Source organism: Pseudomonas alkylphenolica (assembly GCF_000746525.1).
Lineage (GTDB): Bacteria > Pseudomonadota > Gammaproteobacteria > Pseudomonadales > Pseudomonadaceae > Aquipseudomonas > Aquipseudomonas alkylphenolica.
This window is the reverse complement of sequence record NZ_CP009048.1, coordinates 441,957-461,006: the sequence shown is the minus strand read 5'-3', so window position 1 is coordinate 461,006 and position 19,050 is coordinate 441,957. Positions and strand designations below refer to the sequence as shown.

At 62.0% G+C, this 19,050-nt stretch carries 16 protein-coding genes; 6 read left to right on the top strand and 10 right to left on the bottom strand.

Features of this window, described 5'->3' with window-relative positions; translation table 11 throughout:
• Positions 1-149: 149 nt before the first annotated feature.
• Complete coding sequence (locus PSAKL28_RS02090) at positions 150-1,430, bottom strand: aspartate aminotransferase family protein (RefSeq protein WP_038605974.1); 1,281 nt, start codon at positions 1,428-1,430, stop codon at positions 150-152.
• A gap of 158 nt (positions 1,431-1,588) precedes the next feature.
• Here PSAKL28_RS02090 and PSAKL28_RS02085 point away from each other — a divergent pair, with 158 nt between their 5' ends.
• Positions 1,589-2,512, top strand: a complete 924-nt coding sequence (locus PSAKL28_RS02085) for a LysR family transcriptional regulator (RefSeq protein WP_038605972.1) — start codon at positions 1,589-1,591, stop codon at positions 2,510-2,512.
• A 228-nt stretch (positions 2,513-2,740) separates the two neighbouring features.
• On the opposite strand, the gene PSAKL28_RS02080 is transcribed toward PSAKL28_RS02085, so the two are convergent.
• The 9 genes from PSAKL28_RS02080 to bioB all read right to left on the bottom strand — a co-directional run bounded on the left by PSAKL28_RS02080 (position 2,741) and on the right by bioB (position 13,119).
• Positions 2,741-4,519, bottom strand: coding sequence for an acyl-CoA dehydrogenase C-terminal domain-containing protein (locus tag PSAKL28_RS02080; RefSeq protein ID WP_038605969.1), 1,779 nt, complete (start codon positions 4,517-4,519; stop codon positions 2,741-2,743).
• A 123-nt stretch (positions 4,520-4,642) separates the two neighbouring features.
• Positions 4,643-5,926, bottom strand: coding sequence for a GGDEF domain-containing protein (locus PSAKL28_RS02075; protein WP_038605967.1), 1,284 nt, complete (start codon positions 5,924-5,926; stop codon positions 4,643-4,645).
• 257 nt (positions 5,927-6,183) lie between these two features.
• Positions 6,184-7,989 carry a phenylacyl-CoA dehydrogenase gene (locus tag PSAKL28_RS02070; RefSeq protein ID WP_038605966.1) on the bottom strand — a complete coding sequence of 602 codons (1,806 nt, stop codon included), beginning with the start codon at positions 7,987-7,989 and terminating at the stop codon, positions 6,184-6,186.
• Positions 7,990-8,253: 264 nt separating this feature from the next.
• Positions 8,254-8,550, bottom strand: a complete 297-nt coding sequence (locus PSAKL28_RS02065) for a hypothetical protein (protein ID WP_038605964.1) — start codon at positions 8,548-8,550, stop codon at positions 8,254-8,256.
• A gap of 107 nt (positions 8,551-8,657) precedes the next feature.
• Positions 8,658-9,338, bottom strand: coding sequence for a dethiobiotin synthase (bioD, locus tag PSAKL28_RS02060; protein ID WP_038605962.1), 681 nt, complete (start codon positions 9,336-9,338; stop codon positions 8,658-8,660).
• 1 nt (position 9,339) lies between these two features.
• Positions 9,340-10,164 (bottom strand): malonyl-ACP O-methyltransferase BioC, encoded by an 825-nt coding sequence (bioC, locus tag PSAKL28_RS02055; RefSeq protein WP_038605960.1) that lies wholly within the window; start codon positions 10,162-10,164, stop codon positions 9,340-9,342.
• Positions 10,157-10,888, bottom strand: coding sequence for an alpha/beta fold hydrolase (locus PSAKL28_RS02050; RefSeq protein WP_038605958.1), 732 nt, complete (start codon positions 10,886-10,888; stop codon positions 10,157-10,159). Before PSAKL28_RS02050 ends, bioC begins: the two co-directional genes overlap by 8 nt.
• Positions 10,881-12,053 (bottom strand): 8-amino-7-oxononanoate synthase, encoded by a 1,173-nt coding sequence (gene bioF, locus PSAKL28_RS02045; RefSeq protein ID WP_038605955.1) that lies wholly within the window; start codon positions 12,051-12,053, stop codon positions 10,881-10,883. The genes PSAKL28_RS02050 and bioF overlap by 8 nt, the downstream gene beginning before the upstream one ends.
• Before the next feature lie 7 nt (positions 12,054-12,060).
• Positions 12,061-13,119: a biotin synthase BioB gene (gene bioB, locus PSAKL28_RS02040; RefSeq protein ID WP_038605953.1), complete on the bottom strand. Its 1,059-nt coding sequence runs from the start codon at positions 13,117-13,119 to the stop codon at positions 12,061-12,063.
• An 89-nt stretch (positions 13,120-13,208) separates the two neighbouring features.
• Between bioB and PSAKL28_RS02035 the strand changes: the two genes are divergently transcribed.
• From PSAKL28_RS02035 to rarD, 5 genes are all read left to right on the top strand, one after another.
• Positions 13,209-13,946: a ComF family protein gene (locus PSAKL28_RS02035; RefSeq protein WP_038605950.1), complete on the top strand. Its 738-nt coding sequence runs from the start codon at positions 13,209-13,211 to the stop codon at positions 13,944-13,946.
• 60 nt (positions 13,947-14,006) lie between these two features.
• Positions 14,007-14,771: a TOBE domain-containing protein gene (locus tag PSAKL28_RS02030; protein ID WP_038605947.1), complete on the top strand. Its 765-nt coding sequence runs from the start codon at positions 14,007-14,009 to the stop codon at positions 14,769-14,771.
• Between the two features lie 63 nt (positions 14,772-14,834).
• Positions 14,835-16,736, top strand: coding sequence for a PhoX family protein (locus PSAKL28_RS02025; protein WP_038605944.1), 1,902 nt, complete (start codon positions 14,835-14,837; stop codon positions 16,734-16,736).
• Between the two features lie 183 nt (positions 16,737-16,919).
• Complete coding sequence (locus PSAKL28_RS02020) at positions 16,920-17,894, top strand: serine/threonine protein kinase (protein ID WP_038605942.1); 975 nt, start codon at positions 16,920-16,922, stop codon at positions 17,892-17,894.
• Between the two features lie 63 nt (positions 17,895-17,957).
• Positions 17,958-18,845: an EamA family transporter RarD gene (rarD, locus tag PSAKL28_RS02015; protein ID WP_038605940.1), complete on the top strand. Its 888-nt coding sequence runs from the start codon at positions 17,958-17,960 to the stop codon at positions 18,843-18,845.
• Positions 18,846-19,050 lie beyond the last annotated feature (205 nt).

The following is a 19,050-nucleotide window of genomic DNA, read 5'->3' as shown; positions in this document are numbered from 1 at the left end:
TCAGTGATGTACTAGAACTGACTGTAGCGCCGTGCCAGGGTTCAACCGGTAATCCACAGATAAAAAAACGCCCCAGGCCAAAAACTACAGGCCCGGGGCGATGCGCAGGAACGCGAGACGGTTCGGTTAATTCGTAAATTCGCGGGCAATCAAGCCGTGGCTTCTCGCCGCTGGTGCTGTTGCGCCGAGTGCACTCGGGCAAAGGCCCGGGCCAGACGCAGGAGCATTTCGTCGATGTTGCCCTTGCTTACCGTCAAGGCAGGCGACAAGCGCAGCACATCCGGCTGTGGCGCATTGAGCAACAGACCTTCATGGAGCGCAGCCTTGACCAGCTCGGCAGCATTGTCTTCGCTCAGTTGCAGCGCCCAGAGCAGGCCCTGGCCACGGACTTCGCTCTGGCCGTAACGGCCAGCCAGACGACTCAGGCCATCACGCAGGTGCCTTCCGGACTCCTGAACGTGCTCAAAGAAGCCTGGCTCCAGCACGGTTTCCAGCACCGCCAGGCCCGCGGCGCTCATCAGCGCATTGCCGTGGTGACTGCCTTCAAGCTCACCGGCTTCGGCGCAGCAGGCACTACCTCGGGCCAGCAATGCGGCCAGCGGAACGCCACCGCCCAGCCCCTTGCCCAGGGTGATGATGTCGGCGCGTACGTCGTAGGTCTGCTCGGCAAGCAGGGCACCGCAGCGGCCGACACCCGTCTGTACTTCATCGAGAATCAGCAGGATGCCCAGCTCGCGGCACAGACGCTCAACGCCCTTGAGGTAGGCGGCCGTCGCTGGAATCACCCCGGCTTCACCCTGAATAGGTTCGAGCATGATCGCCACGGTGCGCGAATCGACAGCGGCGTGCAGCGCCTCCAGGTCGTTGAACGGCACCTTGCTGAAGCCTGGCAAACCTGGCTCGCAACGATTGCACGGCGACGGATCGGACGCCGACAACGCACCCAGGCTACGCCCATGGCAACTCTGGCTGGCGGTGATGATGTGATAGGCGCCGTTGCGATGCAGTTGGCCCCACTTGCGCGCCAGTTTGATCGCCCCTTCGCAGGCCTCGGCACCGCTATTGAGCAGGTAGGCCTGGTCGCTGCCGGTGCTCTGGCAGAGGAGGTTGACCAATTTCAGCAAACCACGGTTATGAAAACCGGCACCCGGATTGATCAGCGCCTGGGCCTGGCTGCCCAATGCCTTGACCAGCACGCTCGGGCTATGGCCGAGGCTGTTGACCGCACAGCCCTGTGTAAAGTCAAGATAGGCGTGGCCTTCGCTGTCCCACAACCACGAGCCCTGACCGCGAACGAACACTTGCGGCGCACGCTCAGTGGCTGGCATCAGGCAATCGCGAGGCAGTGCCTCAGCGGCCACGGCGGCAACCGGCACAGGCTTGCGCTCGGCCACGACCGGCGTCGGGCGGCGAAAACTGAACAAATTCATGTTTTCAACCCTTTTGCCAATCCTATGTAAACAACATCGAGATACACAGTGTTCATCGCGCCTTGTGGCCCTGCAAGCCTTGTGAATACGGGATAGACTAGGCGTATTGACGGCTAACGGCCATTTGGTTTTTCGAGCATTTTTGATAAGTATTACTTATGGATTTTCGCCAACTGCGTTATTTCGTCGCGGTCTATGAAGAAGGCCATGTGGGCCGGGCCGCCGAGCGCCTGTCGTTGTCGCAACCGGCGCTGTCGCAACAGATCCGCCAGCTCGAACACAGCCTGGATGTCAGCCTGTTCGAACGGGGCAACAAGCGCCTGCTGCCGACCCTCGCTGCACACACCTTGTACAACCATGCCCTGCCCCTGCTCGACGGTTTGCAACGCGCCCGCGAGGCCTTGCGCAACTTCAAGGGCCAATCCCTGCGGACCCTGGCCATTGGCGTCCTGCAAACCGTACGCCCGAGCCTGGTGCCACAACTGCTCGACCGGGTACGCAAGGCCCAGCCGCATCTGGTAGTGCAGATTTACGAACTGTCGGGCCTGGAAATCGAGCGACGCCTGCTCAATGGCAGCCTGGACATCGGCATCAGCTACCTGCCGCCACGTCAGCCTGGTCTGCATGGCCTGCTGCTGTACGAAGATGAACTGCAACTTGTAATCCCCAACACTCACCCGCTGCGGGAATTCAAGAAAGTCTCGCTCAAACAAGCTGCGGAGCTGCCCATGCTGCTGCTCGGTGAAGAGTTCCAGGTGCGGCAGATCTGGCAAACGCAACTGGCCAACCTCGGCCGGCGGCCACAGGTACAGGCCGAAATGAACAACATGGGCGGGATTCTCGACAGCCTCGGCCACACCTCGCTGGCCACCGTGCTGCCGGGGCGGGCCAAGGAAGTGGTCGAGGACGATCAGGAACTGCTGTGGAAGCCGCTGAGCGAACCACGGGTGCCGCTGAAGATCGGCCTGGTGTTTCGCGATGCGCAGCGCCAGCAAGCGTCGGTCGAGCTGCTGCGCACACTGCTGGAAGAGGAGGCCGATCCAAGGCAGATCGGGGTATCGCCGCTGGATGTGCTGGGCTGAAACTTTTCTTTGGGCAAAAGAAAACCCCGCCGAAGCGGGGCTTTGCAGACTGTTTCCCTGACATCCATTTCGCCCCGCCACCCTGGCAGGAATCCTACGTGTCCGTGTTATGTACTTTGCGCTTCCTGCGCGACGTCCATGTGAGAAGATTAACTGTGGATCCAATCTTCCGATAGAGGCGAAAAGTCACCACGTCGTGTAAGAGATTACTTACACGACGCGCTATTGTCAGAACTGTGCCGCATCCAGCAGGTACAGCGACTCGCTACCGGCTTTCACCGAAGCGCTGAGCGAGTGGATACGCGGCAGCAAACGGGCGAAGTAGAAGCGCGCGGTGCCGAGTTTGCTGGCGTAGAAATCCTCTTCACCCTGTTTGGCCAGTGCGGTACGTGCCATCAGTGCCCACATGTAGGCATAGGCGGTGTAACCGAACACCTGCAGGTACTCCACTGACGCTGCGCCGATTTCGTTCGGGTTGTTCTTGGCCCGGTCCAGAACCCAGGCGGTCAGGTCGTCGAGGTTGTCCAGGGCGGCGTTCAGCGGTTTGACGAACTCGCCCAGCTCACTGCCGGCAGTGGCGGTGAAATGGCGGATCTCGTCGGCGAACAGCTTGTACAGCGCACCGCCGCTGCCCACGACCTTGCGACCCATCAGGTCCAGCGCCTGGATGCCGTTGGTGCCCTCGTAGATCTGGGTGATGCGCACATCACGCACCAGTTGCTCCTGGCCCCACTCGCGAATATAGCCATGACCACCGAACACTTGCTGGCCATGCACCGCAGACTCCAGGCCGAGGTCGGTGAGGAAAGCCTTGGATACCGGGGTCAGCAGGGCGACGAGGTCTTCGGCACGTTTACGGGTGGTTGCGTCTTCGCTGAACTTGGCGGTGTCCAGCTGCATGGCGACGTAGGTAGAAAAGGCACGACCGCCTTCGTTCAGCGCCTTCATGGTCAGCAGCATGCGACGCACATCGGGGTGAACGATGATCGGGTCAGCGACCTTGTCCTTGGCTTGCGGGCCGGTAGGTGAGCGGCTCTGCAGACGGTCACGGGCGTACTCGATGGCATTCTGGTAAGAACGTTCCGCCGACGCCAGGCCCTGGATACCCACGCCCAGACGCTCGTAGTTCATCATGGTGAACATCGCCGCCAGGCCCTTGTTCGGCTCGCCGACCAGGTAACCCACGGCTTCATCGAAGTTCATCACGCAGGTGGCCGAAGCCTGGATCCCCATCTTGTGCTCGATCGAACCGCAGTTGGCCGGGTTGCGCGCACCCAGGCTGCCATCGGCGTTGACCATGAACTTGGGCACCAGGAACAGGGAAATGCCCTTCGGCCCGGCGGGCGCATCCGGCAGCTTGGCCAGCACCAGGTGAATGATGTTCTCGGTCAGGTCGTGCTCACCGCCGGTGATGAAAATCTTGGTGCCGCTGACTTTGTAGCTGCCATCAGCTTGCGGCTCGGCCTTGGTGCGAATAATGCCCAGGTCGGTTCCCGCGTGCGGCTCGGTCAGGCACATGGAGCCTGCCCAGATACCGGCGTACATGTTCGGCAGGTACTTTTCCTTGAGCTCGTCGCTGGCGTGGGCGTTGATCGACAGACAAGCGCCAGCGGTCAGCATCGGATACAGACCGAACGCCAGGCTCGAGGAGTTGACCATTTCCTCGACCTGAGCCGAGATCACCTTGGGCATGCCCATGCCGCCGTAGGCAGGGTCACCACCGACGCCGACCCAGCCACCTTCAGCGTAGGTCTTGTAAGCCTCGATGAAACCGGCCGGGGTGCGCACCGCACCGTTGTCCCAATGGCAGCCTTCTTCGTCACCGCTACGGCTCAGCGGCGCGATGCTTTTGCCTGTGACCTTGCCGGCCTCCTCCAGCACCGCCAGGGCGGTCTCTTCATCGACAGCTTCGGCCAGGCCCGGCAATTGCGCCCAGAGCTTGGAAACTTCGAAGACTTCATTGAGGACGAAGCGCATATCGCGCAGGGGCGCTTTATAGTCAGCCATGGCAACCTCTCACACTTGAGTCGGGGACGGTCCCGCAGGACCGCTTCACTGTTATGCAAGCAGTGTAACCGAACAACTTTTGCGAGACATAGGGTCATCTAGTGACCATACAGTCACTCACGGTCACGCCGTACGCACTGCACCCCGCTTGGCCTGATGACCGTAGGCCATGACGCAGTTACGTCCCGCGCCCTTGGCGCTGTAGAGCGCCTGGTCCGCCGACTTGAGCACTTCGTCGGGAGAGCGGTGATCGATCAGGCGTTCGCTGGCGCCGATACTGATGGTCACAGAAACACTGGTCGCTGCAGACGCCCCGCGGCGCTGGCGCCCCTGCTGGTCGTCCTGGGGACGGTTGTCCTGGTTGCGCAACTGGATGTTGTAGTTGGCGATCACCTCGCGCACCGCTTCCAGATGCGGCATGCACTCCTCGATGCTCTTACCGGCAAACACCAGGGCGAATTCCTCACCACCGTAGCGATAGGCGCGGCCGCCACCGGTCACCTTGGACAGCTTGCTGGCCACCAGACGCAGCACCTGGTCACCGACATCGTGACCATGGGTGTCGTTGAATTTCTTGAAGTGATCGACGTCGGTCATCGCCAGCACATAGTTGCGCCCCATGCGCTGCATGCGCTCGTTGAGGGCCCGGCGTCCGGGCAGGCCGGTGAGTTCATCACGAAACGCCATCTGATAGGCCTCGTGGGAAACCGCCGCAGCGATCATCAGCATCACCTGACTGCACATGATGTTCAGGGTGAAGGGCAGGATGAAGGTCTTGGGCAACATCCAGAAAATCCCGATCAGGCCAATCACCTGCGCGGCATGCAAAGGCCTGGGCTCACGCAGGTACTGCACCACCAGCAGGACGAAGGCAATGATGAACACCGGATACGCCAGCTGGATCAGACTCATCCACTGGCCATGCAGCGACGGCCAGCGAATTTCTGCCAGCCAGCCCAACAATGCCTGTGGAAAACTTTGCTCAAGGCCCAGGGCGACGCTGCCGACAGCCAGCAAGACGGCGAAACGCGCGACCATGTCCTGGAACAGATGTGTGCGCTCCTGCCAGGCGCCGTAGAGGGCAAACATCAGCGGCAGCAGTAGACAGACCAAATGGAACACCACCGCCGCATCTTCCCGAACCCGGCCATTGTCGCGATAGAAATCGGTCTGGGTGTCGAGCAGGAAATAGGCGATGTACACCGTGACCATCAGAAACAGTTCGCGCTGACGGCGATACACGGCGCAGTAGGCGCCGCCCAGCAACAGCACCAAGGTAGGCAAGACATTGAACAGCGATGTGAAGAAGACGTTGAGGTCTCTCACATAAGCGGCGGCGAGCCCTGACACCAGCAAACAGACTGACGGCAGGAAGTGGCTCGGACGTACTGCGGATAAACGAAACAAGGGTAATCTCCGACCCGGCAGATCAATAATGGCATTGTGCCTTTAAGGTATCGGCAGTGCACATGAATTGATGAATGCGCTTGGTCGGAATCTATGGTGGGCGTGCATGCGGTGGCGGTGGCGGTGGGAGCGGGCTTGCCCCGCGATTGCGGTGTGTCAGTCAAATCGCAATCGCGGGGCAAGCCCGCTCCCACCAGGACACCACAAACAAAAAAGCCTGCCGGATAAGGGCAGGCGTTTTCGTTACAGCAGATGACTCAGTACGAGAGACCGAAGTGCTCTTCGTTCATGTCCATCAGGTTGTTGGCGCCCGACAGCATGGTCGCAACGTGGGTGCGGGTACGCGGCAGGATGCGCTGGAAGTAGAAACGCGCGGTCTGCAGCTTGGCAGTGTAGAAGGCTTCTTCGCTGGTACCGGCAGCCAGTTTCTCGGCAGCCAGGCGCGCCATGTCGGCCCAGAAGTAGGCCAGGCAGGCGTAACCGGAGTACATCAGGTAGTCCACCGAGGCAGCACCGACTTCTTCGCGGTCTTTCATCGCCGCCATACCGACCTTCATGGTCAGCTCGCCCCACTCTTTGTTCAGCTGGGCCAGCGGTGCGACGAACTCGCTGATCGCTTCGTTGCCTTCGTTGTTCTGGCAGAACTTGTGCACGATCTTGGTGAAGCCTTTGAGCGCTTCGCCCTGGGTCATCAGCACTTTACGGCCGAGCAGGTCCAGCGCCTGGATGCCGGTGGTGCCTTCGTACAGCATGGAGATACGGCTGTCGCGAACGTTCTGCTCCATGCCCCACTCGGCGATGAAGCCGTGGCCGCCATAGATCTGGACGCCGTGGTTGGCCGCTTCGAAGCCGACTTCGGTCATGAATGCCTTGGCGATCGGGGTCATGAAAGCCAGCAGTGCGTCGGCTTTCTTCTTCTCTTCTTCGTCCTGGCTGTACTTGACGATGTCGACCTGCTTGGCGGTGAAGTACACCATCGCGCGGTTGCCTTCGGCGAAGGCCTTCATGGTTAGCAGCATGCGACGTACATCAGGGTGAACGATGATCGGGTCAGCGGCTTTGTCCGGCGCTTTCGGGCCAGTCAGCGAGCGCATTTGCAGGCGGTCGCGAGCGTATTTCAGGCCACCCTGGAACGCCACTTCGGCGTGGGCCAGGCCTTGCAGCGCGGTACCCAGGCGAGCGGTGTTCATGAAGGTGAACATGCAGTTCAGGCCTTTGTTGGCCGGGCCGATCAGGTAGCCGGTTGCGGCGTCGAAGTTCATCACGCAGGTGGCGTTGCCGTGGATGCCCATCTTGTGTTCGATGGAACCACAGGACACGGCGTTGCGCTCACCGACAGTGCCTTCGGCGGTCGGCAGGAACTTCGGCACGATGAACAGCGAGATACCTTTGGTACCCGCCGGTGCATCGGGCAGGCGAGCCAGCACGATGTGGACGATGTTACCGGCCATGTCGTGTTCACCGGCCGAGATGAAGATCTTGGTGCCGGTCACTTTGTAGGAACCATCGGCCTGAGGTTCGGCCTTGGTGCGCAGCATGCCCAGGTCGGTACCGCAGTGAGGTTCGGTCAGGCACATGGTGCCGGTCCATTCGCCGGACACCAGCTTGGTCAGGTAGGTTTCTTGCTGCTCGGCGGTGCCGTGCTCGGAGATGGTGTTCATCGCGCCATGCGACAGGCCAGGGTACATGCCCCACGACCAGTTCGACTCACCGACCATTTCGCTGATCGCCAGGCCCAGCGACTCGGGCAGACCCTGACCGCCGTGCTCGACGTCATGGGCCAGGCTCGGCCAGCCGCCTTCGACGAACTGGTTGTAGGCTTCCTTGAAACCGGTCGGGGTCTTCACGCCCGACTCGCTCCAGGTGCAGCCTTCCAGGTCACCGACACGGTTCAGCGGGGCCAGCACCTGTTCACAAAACTTGGCACCTTCCTCGAGGATGGCATTCACCATGTCTGGAGTGGCGTCCTGGCAAGCCGGCAGGCTCTGATAATGCGCTTCGTAACCCAGCAGCTCGTCACGAACGAAGCGAATATCACGCAAGGGGGCTTTGTAATCAGGCATAGCGATGAACCTCTGCTGATGAATCCTGGATAGAGAGACCACGACCGATCCGTTGTTGTTGGCATTCGGTCAAACAGTTGTTTGAAACATACGTTTACGCCGAAAACTTGTCAAGCATCAACCCGAGGGCAGTTCGGTCATGCAAGACTGCGTGGTTTGGTGGGCAAAAAACCCCACGCACGCGCAGCCGAGCGCCTGCCGGCAAAGCCAAGGCGCTGATACTCAAAGAATAGTTGAAGACCCGCAGCGAGCGCGGCGGGAGGGTCAGGCGTAGGTGTCGATCAGCGTGCCGAGCATTTCGTCCGATGCTTTGGCCACTTTGACACCGAGTTCGACCTGATGCTTGCCCAGGGCCATTTCCACACTGCTGGTGGCCAGGTCCATCTGCTGGCTGCGATCGACCGCACGCAGACGCTCGGCCTGATAGTCACTGGACTGGCTGGTGGCGGCGCGCTCGACGGTGGTGTTGGCGATCTGGCTGGCGGCCTGATCGACGCGGTTCTGCCCGGCCTGGATCGCACCGAGCCCGGCGTAGAATGCTGAGTTGCCTGAGATTTCCATGTCGAAACTCCATGACGCTGAAGGCGAACAGCCCCTATTGAAGCAGACCTGCCGATAAAAGGCCCGTTGAAATCGCTAATGGCATGTTGCCATACGATAGACGCAGGCTAGTCCAGCAGGTCCAGCTGCAAGTGGTCCGCCACTGCTTCAGCGCTGACCTGCTTGAGCTTGGGTACCCGCCCCAGGCACGGCGCTGGCAATCGCTCGGCCAGACTCGCCAGGTTCTCTTCAAGGCGCGAGGTGCGTGGATCGACAATGTTCGCGACCCAGCCGGCCAGTTGCAGCCCGTCGCGGGCAATGGCTTCGGCGCTGAGCAAGGCATGGTTGATGCAGCCCAGGCGCACGCCGACCACCAGAATCACCGGCAGCTTCAAGGCAATGGCCAGGTCCGACAGGTTGGCTTGATCAGACAGCGGTACGCGCCAGCCACCGGCACCTTCGATCAGGGTGAAATCTGCGCCCTGAGCCAGCACTGCGCGCATAGGGTCCAGCAAAGCTTGCACGTTCAGCGTGACACCGGCTTCACGGGCCGCCAGATGCGGGGCAATGGCGGGCTCGAAAGCGAAGGGATTGACCTGTTCGTAAGGCAACTTGACCGAACTCTGGGCAATCAGCGCCAGGGCATCGTCATTGCGCAAGCCTTTGGCGCTGGCAGTGCAACCGGAGGCTACCGGTTTGGCGCCCAGCGTGCTCAGGCCCGCCAGCTGCGCCGCATGCAACAACCCGGCAGCCACGGTGGTCTTGCCGACATCGGTGTCGGTTCCGGCGATGAAATAGGCTGGGCTCATTTCACTTCCCTTCTATCAGCGGCTTTTGCAGTACACCGTAGACCACCTGATAAGTGGCTGGCAGTCCTTGCGCTTGACGAAATTGCTCATAGGCCTGCAACAACCCCTGCATCCGCGCCCGTCCGGTCAGCCCGGCCGGGCGGCCCGGGTTGAGGTTGTGCGCGCCGAGCGCCTTGAGTTCGTGGGTCAGGCTGCGCACATCGGGGTAATACAGCACATGCGGGCGAACCTCCAGCCCCAGTACCTGCAACTCACTCCCGGCACACAGGCGCTGGTAGTCCTGCAGAGGGCGGAAGCGATTGACATGCACCAGGCCATCGACCGCCTGCCAGCTCTCGCGCAGCTCATGCAATGTGCCGGCGCAAAGGCTGGCGAAGGCCAGCACACCGCCCGGTTGCAGGACCCGTCGAGCTTCACTGAGCACGGCGCGAAAATCGCCACACCATTGCACCGCCAGGCTGGTAAAGATCAGCTCGACGCTGGCGTCCTGCATTGGCAAACGCTCGGCATCGCCAGCCACATGGTAGTGCGCCCCACCTTGCTCGCGTGCATGCTGGAGCATGCCTTCGGCAATATCCACGGCAACACCTGCGGCCTGCGGGAAGCGCTTGTGCAAAGCGCGGCTGAAATAGCCGGTGCCGCTGCCCAGGTCCAGCCAGCGTTGCGGCGCGATGCTGGTGGGCAGTTGTTCAAGCAAGGCGCTACCCACCGCGCGCTGCAGTTCGGCAACGCTGTCGTAACTGGCGGCAGCGCGCGAGAACGAGGCCGCGACCTGACGCTTGTCAGGCAAGGCGCCGGGCAGGCCCGGTTGGGAAAGATCAGTCATCGCCACTCTCATGTACAAAGGCCTTTATCGCAGCCGCCAACTCATGAGGTGTTTCCATCACAAAACCATGAGCACTGTCTTCCAGCAGCCCGACTTCCACGTCGGGCAATTCTTCGAGCAACACCCCGGCGACTTCGGCCGGCACCAATCCGTCACGACCGGCAAACAGGTGCAACTGCGGGCCGCCATAGGCCTGCAGCGCTGCCCGGGTATCGAGCTGGCCGAGCACTTCGAGGCCGGCCACCAGTTGTTCGGGGGCAGGTTCAGGCATCGCCGCACCGAGCAAGCGGGCCAGGCTGCGAGGTTCTTCAGCGCCCTGGCTGCACAGCGAAATGAAGCGCTTGAGGGTGACCTGGGTGTGATAGCGGCAGCCTTCGAGGAAGGTCTGGAACGTGTCTGCCGGCATAGCGTGCGGCCAGTCCGGGCGGCTGACGAAACTGAGGTTGCTGCCCAGGGTGATCAATCCGCAGCAGTCATCGCCACGGCGCGCCGCCAGTTCGGCGGCGAGCATGCCGCCCAGCGACCAGCCGCCGAGCCAGGCATTGCGTGGCAATTGCCGGTCGAGCTTGTCGAGCCAGTCCTGCGGATCATTCGACACCAGACTGGGCAAATCCTGGATTTCGACCTGCAAGCCGGGGTCGATGGCGCGCAACGCCGCCACCAATGGCTGCAATGCCGAACGTCCCAGGCCCCAGCCCGGCAGAAGCACCAGTCGGTTACGCATCAGCAGGCTCCAGCAGCGGATAACAGTCGGACAATGCATCCAACAATAGCTGCACCTGAGCCGCACTGTGCGCCGCGCTCAAGGTTACCCGCAGGCGCGCGCTGCCAGCGGGTACCGTCGGTGGACGGATTGCGGTGACCAGCAAGCCGCGTTCGCGCAGCATCTGCGAAAGGCGCAAGGCCCGCGCACTGTCGCCGATCAGGATCGGTTGAATCGGGGTGAAGCTGTCCATCAACTGCAGGCCGATTTGCTCGGCGCCGCTACGAAACTGCTGGATCAGCGCCGCCAGATGCTCTCGGCGCCAGTGCTCGCTGCGCAGCAGTTGCAGGCTGCGCAAGGTGGCACACGCCAACGCCGGTGGCTGGCTGGTGGTATAGATGTAGGGGCGGGCGAACTGGATCAGGCACTCGATCAGCTCCTCGCTGCCGGCAACAAAGGCACCGGCAGTACCGCACGCCTTGCCCAGCGTGCCGATCAGCACCGGCACCTGCTCGGTGCTCAAGCCGAAATGCTCGACAATCCCGCCGCCGTTGCGCCCCAGCGTGCCGAAGCCATGGGCATCATCGACCATCAGCCAGGCGTCGCGGGCCTTGGCTGTGGCAGCCAGGGCCGGCAGATCGGCAATGTCGCCATCCATGCTAAACACCCCGTCAGTGACCACCAGGGTATTGCCCACCGCCTTGTCCAGACGGCTGGCCAGGCTGCCCGCGTCGTTGTGCAGGTAACGATTGAAGCGCGCGCCGCTGAGCAGGCCGGCATCAAGCAGCGAGGCATGATTGAGGCGGTCTTGCAGCACCGTATCACCCTGCCCGACCAGCGCCGTCAAGGCACCGAGATTGGCCATGTAGCCGGTGGTAAACAGCAACGCGCGTGGCCGGCCGGTGAGTTCGGCCAGCGCCTCTTCCACTTCATGGTGCGGGGTGCTGTGGCCGATCACCAGGTGCGAAGCGCCTCCGCCTACGCCCCAGCGTTCAGCACCGGCGCGCCAGGCGGCGATCACTTCAGGGTGATTGGCCAGGCCCAGGTAGTCGTTGCTGCAAAAAGCCAGCAACGGCTGCCCATCGACCACCACTTGCGGCCCTTGCGGGCTCTGCAGTAACGGCCGCTGACGGTACAGGTCGGCAGCGCGGCGTTGTTCCAGCCGCGCACGAAGATCAAAAGCCATGGGCGCCTCAGGCCGAGGCGGCGTTGTAGAACAGCTCGCTGCTCTTCTGTTCGATCAGCGCCTGTTCGATGGCCGCCTGATGGACTTCGTCGGCATGCTCTTCACGGGCTTCAGGCTGGATGCCGAGGCGGGCGAACAGTTGCATGTCCTTGTCGGCCTGCGGGTTGGCGGTGGTCAGCAGTTTCTCGCCGTAGAAAATCGAGTTGGCGCCGGCAAAGAACGCCAGGGCCTGCATCTGCTCGTTCATTGCCTCGCGGCCGGCCGACAGCCGCACATGGGATTTCGGCATCAGGATCCGCGCTACGGCGAGCATGCGGATAAAGTCGAACGGATCGACCTCTTCGGCGTTTTCCAACGGCGTGCCAGCGACTTTCACCAGCATGTTGATCGGTACCGACTCCGGATGCTCCGGCAGGTTGGCCAGCTGGATCAGCAGGCCGGCGCGGTCATCCAGCGACTCGCCCATGCCGAGGATGCCGCCCGAGCAGATCTTCATCCCGGCGTCACGCACGTAGGACAGGGTCTGCAGGCGCTCGCTGTAGGTACGGGTGGTGATGATGCTGGCGTAGAACTCCGGCGAGGTGTCGAGGTTGTGGTTGTAGTAATCGAGCCCGGCTTCGGCCAGCGCCTGGGTCTGTTCCTGGTCGAGCTTGCCCAGGGTCATGCAGGTTTCCAGGCCCATGGCCTTGACCCCTTTGACCATCTGCAGCACGTAAGGCATGTCTTTGGCCGACGGGTGCTTCCAGGCCGCGCCCATGCAGAACCGGGTAGAGCCGATGGCCTTGGCGCGAGCGGCCTCTTCGAGGACCTTCTGCACTTCCATCAACTTCTGTTTTTCCAGCCCGGTGTTGTAGTGACCGGACTGTGGACAATATTTGCAATCCTCCGGGCAGGCGCCGGTCTTGATCGACAGCAGGGTCGAGACCTGAACGCGGTTGGCGTCGAAGTGCGCACGGTGCACGGTCTGCGCCTGAAACAGCAAGTCATTGAACGGTTGCTGGAACAGCGCCTTGACCTCGGCCAGGGTCCAGTCGTGACGTGTTGTTGCAGTTGTGCTGGCGCTCATCGGCGGTTCCTTGTTTAGGCTTGTTCTGGCGCCGGAACAGGATTGCCCGCCAGCGCATCACGGATAGCTCGCATAGTTAAGGAAGCTCGATGCACTGTCAACCACAACTCAAAAGCATGGTTTACAAGTGGTTAAATAATGACCATACCTGTCTACTGTGCAATGAAACCGCCGACCAACCCTACCCGCTTTGCGTCGCCTGCGAAGCCGACCTACCCTGGCTGGAAGATGGCTGCCAGGTGTGCGCCTTGCCGCTGCCGATGCACGGTTTGACCTGCGGCCAGTGCAGCCGCCGTGCACCGGCTTTCTACCGGGTTGAGGCGCCGTGGCACTACGGTTTTCCGCTGGATGCGCTGATCAGCCGGTTCAAGTACCACAGCCAGTGGCCGCTCGGGCACCTGTTGGCACAGTTGCTGGGCCGCTGGCTGACACACCGTTTCAGCGACGGCCTGCCGCGTCCGGCGCTGCTCCTGCCGGTACCCCTGAGCCGTCGCCGCTTGCGCCAGCGCGGCTACAACCAGGCCGCCATGTTGGCCCGCTGGCTGGCCGTGCACACCGGTATCGCCTGCGACGAACGGTTACTCAAGCGCCTGGTCGACACACCGGCGCAGCAGGGCCTCAACGCCCGGCAGCGCAAGCGCAATCTACGCCAGGCCTTTACCGTGGAAAACGCCGACCGGCTGGAAGGTCGGCACCTGGCCCTGATCGACGATGTGCTGACCACCGGCGCCACCGCCCAGGCCCTGGCCAGCCTGCTGCTCAAGGCCGGCGCTCGCCGCGTCGATGTCTATTGTCTGGCACGCACCGCCAAGCCCGGCAGCGCTTGACTTGCCGTCAGGCTGCGGGCACTTTCGTGGCTGATATTTCCTACATACTCGTGCCCGCACATGTCCTTGCCAGCCCTGCTCACCCAACACATTGTTCGCCGCCCACAGCGGATCGCCTTGCTGCAGCACATTGCCGAACAAGGCTCGATCACCCGTGCGGCCAAGAGCGCCGGCATGAGTTACAAAGCGGCGTGGGATGCCATCGACGAACTCAATAACCTGGCGGCCAGCCCACTGGTAGAGCGCAGTGTCGGTGGCCGCGGCGGTGGTGGCGCCAAGCTGTCGCAAGAAGGCCAACGGGTGCTGCGCCTGTACCAGCGCCTGCAAGCGTTGCAGGCACAGATTCTGGAAGCCGCCGAAGACGCCAGCGACCTCGACCTGCTCGGTCGCCTGATGCTGCGCACCAGCGCGCGCAATCAGTTGCACGGCCGGGTCAGTGCCATCGAGGCACAAGGGCATTACGACCGTATCAGTCTGGCCCTGGCCGGCGACCTGAGCATCGACGCACTGATTACCCGCGATAGCACCCAGCGCCTGGAGCTGACCCCGGGCACTACCGTGGTGGCCCTGATCAAGGCGGGCTGGCTGACCCTGCTCAGCCCTCAAGAGCGCCCACTGGCGGGCTACAACTGCCTGCAGGCCAAGGTTGAGGAACTGCTCGACGAGCCTCAGGGGCCGACTGAGGTGCGCCTGACATTGAGCAACGGGCAAACCCTGTGCACCTTCGCTGAACCTGCCTGGCTCAACGCCCATGCAGTGGCTGCAGGCAGCAACCTACGCGTTCAGTTTCAACCGTCCTACGTCCTTATCGGAACGCCTTTGTAAAACCGACACAAAACCGTCATAAGCGCTGACTAAGGTGACTGCCAAACCCGCAGGAAGCCTGTCATGAACCTATTAGAAGAACACCAGTCCACCGACCTCGAACAGCTGGTCAGCCTGAGTCGCCGTCGTTTCATCGGAGCGGGCGCCCTGTGCGGCGCCGCCCTGTTCCTGAGTGGCAATCTGCTCAGCCGCAGCGTCATGGCCGCCAGTGTCAGCGCCGCCAACAGCAGCCTGCTCGGCTTTACCAGCATCCCCAGTGCCACCGCCGACAGCATCAGCCTGCCCCCTGGTTACAAAGCCTCGGTACTGATCAGCTGGGGCCAGCCGCTGCATGCCGATGCCCCGGCCTTCGATGCATCCGGCCAGGGCACAGCCAAGGCCCAGGAACTGCAGTTCGGTGACAACAATGACGGCATGAGCCTGTTCCCCTTCCCCGATGATGACAATCGGGCGTTGATGGCCATCAACAACGAATACACCAACTACCGCTATCTGTTCGCTCACGGCGGACAACCGGCCTCCGCCGAAGACGTGCACAAGGCCCAGGCTGCCGAAGGCGTCTCGGTGATCGAGGTCAAACGCAGCAACGGCCAATGGCAGTTCGTCCAGGGCTCGCCCTACAACCGGCGCATCCACGGCAACTCACCGATCCGTGTCAGCGGCCCGGCGGCGGGCGATGCCTTGATGAAGACCGCGGCCGACAACAGCGGCCGCAAGGTGCTCGGCACGTTCCAGAACTGCGCCAACGGCAAGACGCCGTGGGGCACCTACCTGACCTGCGAAGAGAACTTCACCGACTGCTTCGGCAGCAGCGATCCGGCCCATGTGTTTGATGCCGGGCAGAAACGCTACGGAGCCACGATCGACAGCAAGGAAATCGGCTGGCACCGGCACGACCCGCGCTTTGACCTGGCGAAGAACCCCAATGAACTGAACCGTCATGGCTGGGTGGTGGAAATCGATCCGTTCGATCCGGACTCGACCCCGGTCAAGCGTACGGCCCTGGGCCGTTTCAAGCACGAAAACGCGGCCCTTGGCGAAACCCGCGATGGCCGGGCGGTGGTCTACATGGGCGACGATGAGCGCGGTGAGTTCATCTACAAATTCATCAGCCGCGACCGCATCGACCACAAGAACCCCAGCGCCAACCGCAGCCTGCTCGACCACGGCACCCTGTATGTCGCGCGGTTCGACGATGGCGACCAGAACGCCGACCATCCGCGAGGCAAAGGTCAGTGGCTGGAGCTGAGCCATGGCAAGAACGGCCTGATTGCCGCCAACGGTTTTGCCAGTCAGGCCCAGGTCCTGATCCATGCGCGCCTGGCTGCCAGCCAGCTCAAGGCCACGCGCATGGACCGCCCGGAATGGATTGTGGTCAGCCCCAAGGACGGTCAGGTCTATTGCACCCTGACCAACAACGTCAAACGCGGGGAAGAAGGCCAACCGGCAGGCGGCCCCAACCCACGGGAGAAAAATCTCTACGGGCAGATCCTGCGCTGGCGTGAAACTGATAATGACCACGGCGCCATGAGCTTCGACTGGGACCTGTTCGTGGTCGCCGGCAACCCTTCGGTACACCCTGATGATGCCAAGGGCGGTTCAAGCAACATTACCCCGCAGAACATGTTCAACAGCCCGGACGGGCTGGGCTTCGATCCGGATGGCCGGTTGTGGATCCTCACCGATGGTGACTACAGCAATAGCGGTGATTTCGCCGGCATGGGCAATAACCAGATGCTCTGTGCCGATCCGGTCAGCGGCGAGATCCGGCGCTTCATGGTCGGGCCGGTGGCCTGTGAAGTGACGGGTATTGCTTTTGCGCCAGACCAACGCACCTTGTTCGTGGGGATTCAGCATCCGGGTGAAACGGGTGGCTCGACTTTTCCTGAGCATCTACCCAACGGCAAGCCGCGTTCGTCGGTAATGGCGATCAGCCGGGAGGATGGCGGGATCGTCGGGACCTGATTGAAGCACTGCCTTGACTCGGTGGGAGCGGGCTTGCCCCGCGATTGCGGTTTGTCAGTCACATCGCATCGCGGGACAAGCCCGCTCCCACCGGGTTAAGGCAGCTATCCAGCCAAATCATCTGTCCCTACAGTGCTCGGTGATGTGCGATACCATGCAGGGAACCGCACAGCAGGAGCTGACATGTCGCACCCCTTCGAAACCCTTACCCCCGACCTGGTCCTCGACGCTGTGGAGAGCATCGGCTTTCTCAGCGATGCCCGCGTTCTGGCACTCAACAGCTACGAGAACCGCGTCTACCAGGTAGGTATCGAAGAGTCTGAACCACTGATCGCCAAGTTCTACCGCCCGGACCGCTGGACCGATGCGGCGATTCTCGAGGAACACAGCTTCACCGCCGAGCTGGCCGAGTGCGAAGTACCCGTCGTAGCGCCACTTATCCACAACGGCAAAACCCTGTTCGAACACAGCGGTTTTCGCTTCACCCTGTTCCCCCGCCGTGGCGGCCGCGCCCCGGAACCCGGCAATCTCGACCAGCTCTATCGCCTCGGCCAGTTGCTCGGACGCCTGCATGCAGTCGGCGCTACCCGCCCGTTCGAGCACCGTGAAGCCCTGGCAGTGGATAACTTTGGCCACGCCTCGCTGGCCACGCTGCTTGAAGGCAATTTCGTGCCGAAAAGCCTGCTGCCGGCCTTCGAGTCAGTCGCCCGCGACCTGCTCAAACGGGTCGAAGCCATCTATGCCAGCACCCCGCACAAAACCATCCGTCTGCACGGCGACTGCCATCCAGGCAATATGATGTGCCGCGACGAAGTCTTCCACATTGTCGACCTTGATGACTGCCGCATGGGCCCCGCCGTCCAGGACCTGTGGATGATGCTTGCCGGCGACCGTCATGAACGCCTGGGCCAACTGGCCGAACTGATGGATGGCTACAACGAGTTCCACGATTTCGACCCCCGCGAGCTGGCCCTGATCGAGCCGCTGCGCGCCCTGCGCCTGCTGCACTACAGCGCCTGGCTGGCACGGCGTTGGGACGATCCGGCATTTCCGCGCAGCTTCCCCTGGTTCGGCCAGGAGCGTTACTGGGGCGACCAGATTCTCGCCCTGCGCGAGCAGATGGCGGCACTAGATGAAGAACCGCTGAAATTGTTCTGACACACGCCCAAGTCTGTCTACAATAGCGGTGCTTTTAGATAGCTGCCTAAGCAAGGAATTTGCATGCACGCCGCCAACCCGCGCCGCGGGTACATCCTGGGCTTGACCGCCTACATCATCTGGGGCTTGTTCCCGCTCTACTTCAAAGCGCTGCAAAGCGTGCCAGCGGTGGAAATCATCGTCCACCGCGTGCTCTGGTCGGCACTGTTCGGCTCGTTGCTGTTGTTGGTCTGGAAGCATCCGGGCTGGTGGCGCGAGCTGCGTGACAACCCCAAGCGTCTGGCGATCCTGGCCCTCAGTGGCTCATTGATTGCCGGCAACTGGCTGACCTATGTCTGGTCGGTGAACAACGGACGCATGCTTGAAGCCAGCCTGGGCTATTACATCAACCCGCTGGTCAACGTGCTGCTGGGCATGTTGCTGCTGGGTGAGCGCCTGCGCCGCTTGCAGTGGGTTGCCGTAGGCCTGGCGGCACTCGGTGTGGCTCAGCAAGTCTGGCAAGTCGGCAGCCTGCCCTGGGTTTCACTGGTGCTGGCACTGAGCTTCGGCTTCTACGGTTTGATTCGCAAGCAGGCACCGGTCGCGGCCTTGCCGGGCTTGGTGGTGGAAACCTGGATGCTGATACCGCTGGCCATCGGCTGGCTGCTGCTCAACCCCATGGCCCATAGCGCTCAAGCGAGCTTCTATACCAGCAGCGAAGCGCTCTGGCTGATCGCCGCCGGCCCGGTGACCCTGGTGCCGCTGGTATGTTTTAACGCTGCCGCTCGGCACCTGCCTTACACCACATTGGGCTTTCTGCAGTACCTGGCGCCGACGCTGGTGCTGCTGCAGGCGGTGCTGCTGTTTGGTGAGCACCTGTCGAGCAGCACACTGGTGGCCTTCATGTTCATCTGGGCCGGTCTTGCCCTCTACAGCGTCGATGCCTGGCTAAGCTTGCGCCGGCGCAGCTGATCAAAAAACGTACAATCCTCTACAGGCCACGTGATTCGTGGCCTGCAGCAACCTCTCCCAAGGTTATCCACACCCTCATCCCCGTGCTTTGTGCACAAGCCACTGATTATTGGTGGTTTTTTGCTCAAGTGGCGCAAAGGCCCGCTGTGACTGGGCTGGCGGACGATCCCCCCAGGTTATCCACAGGGCCATCCCCGTGAAACCG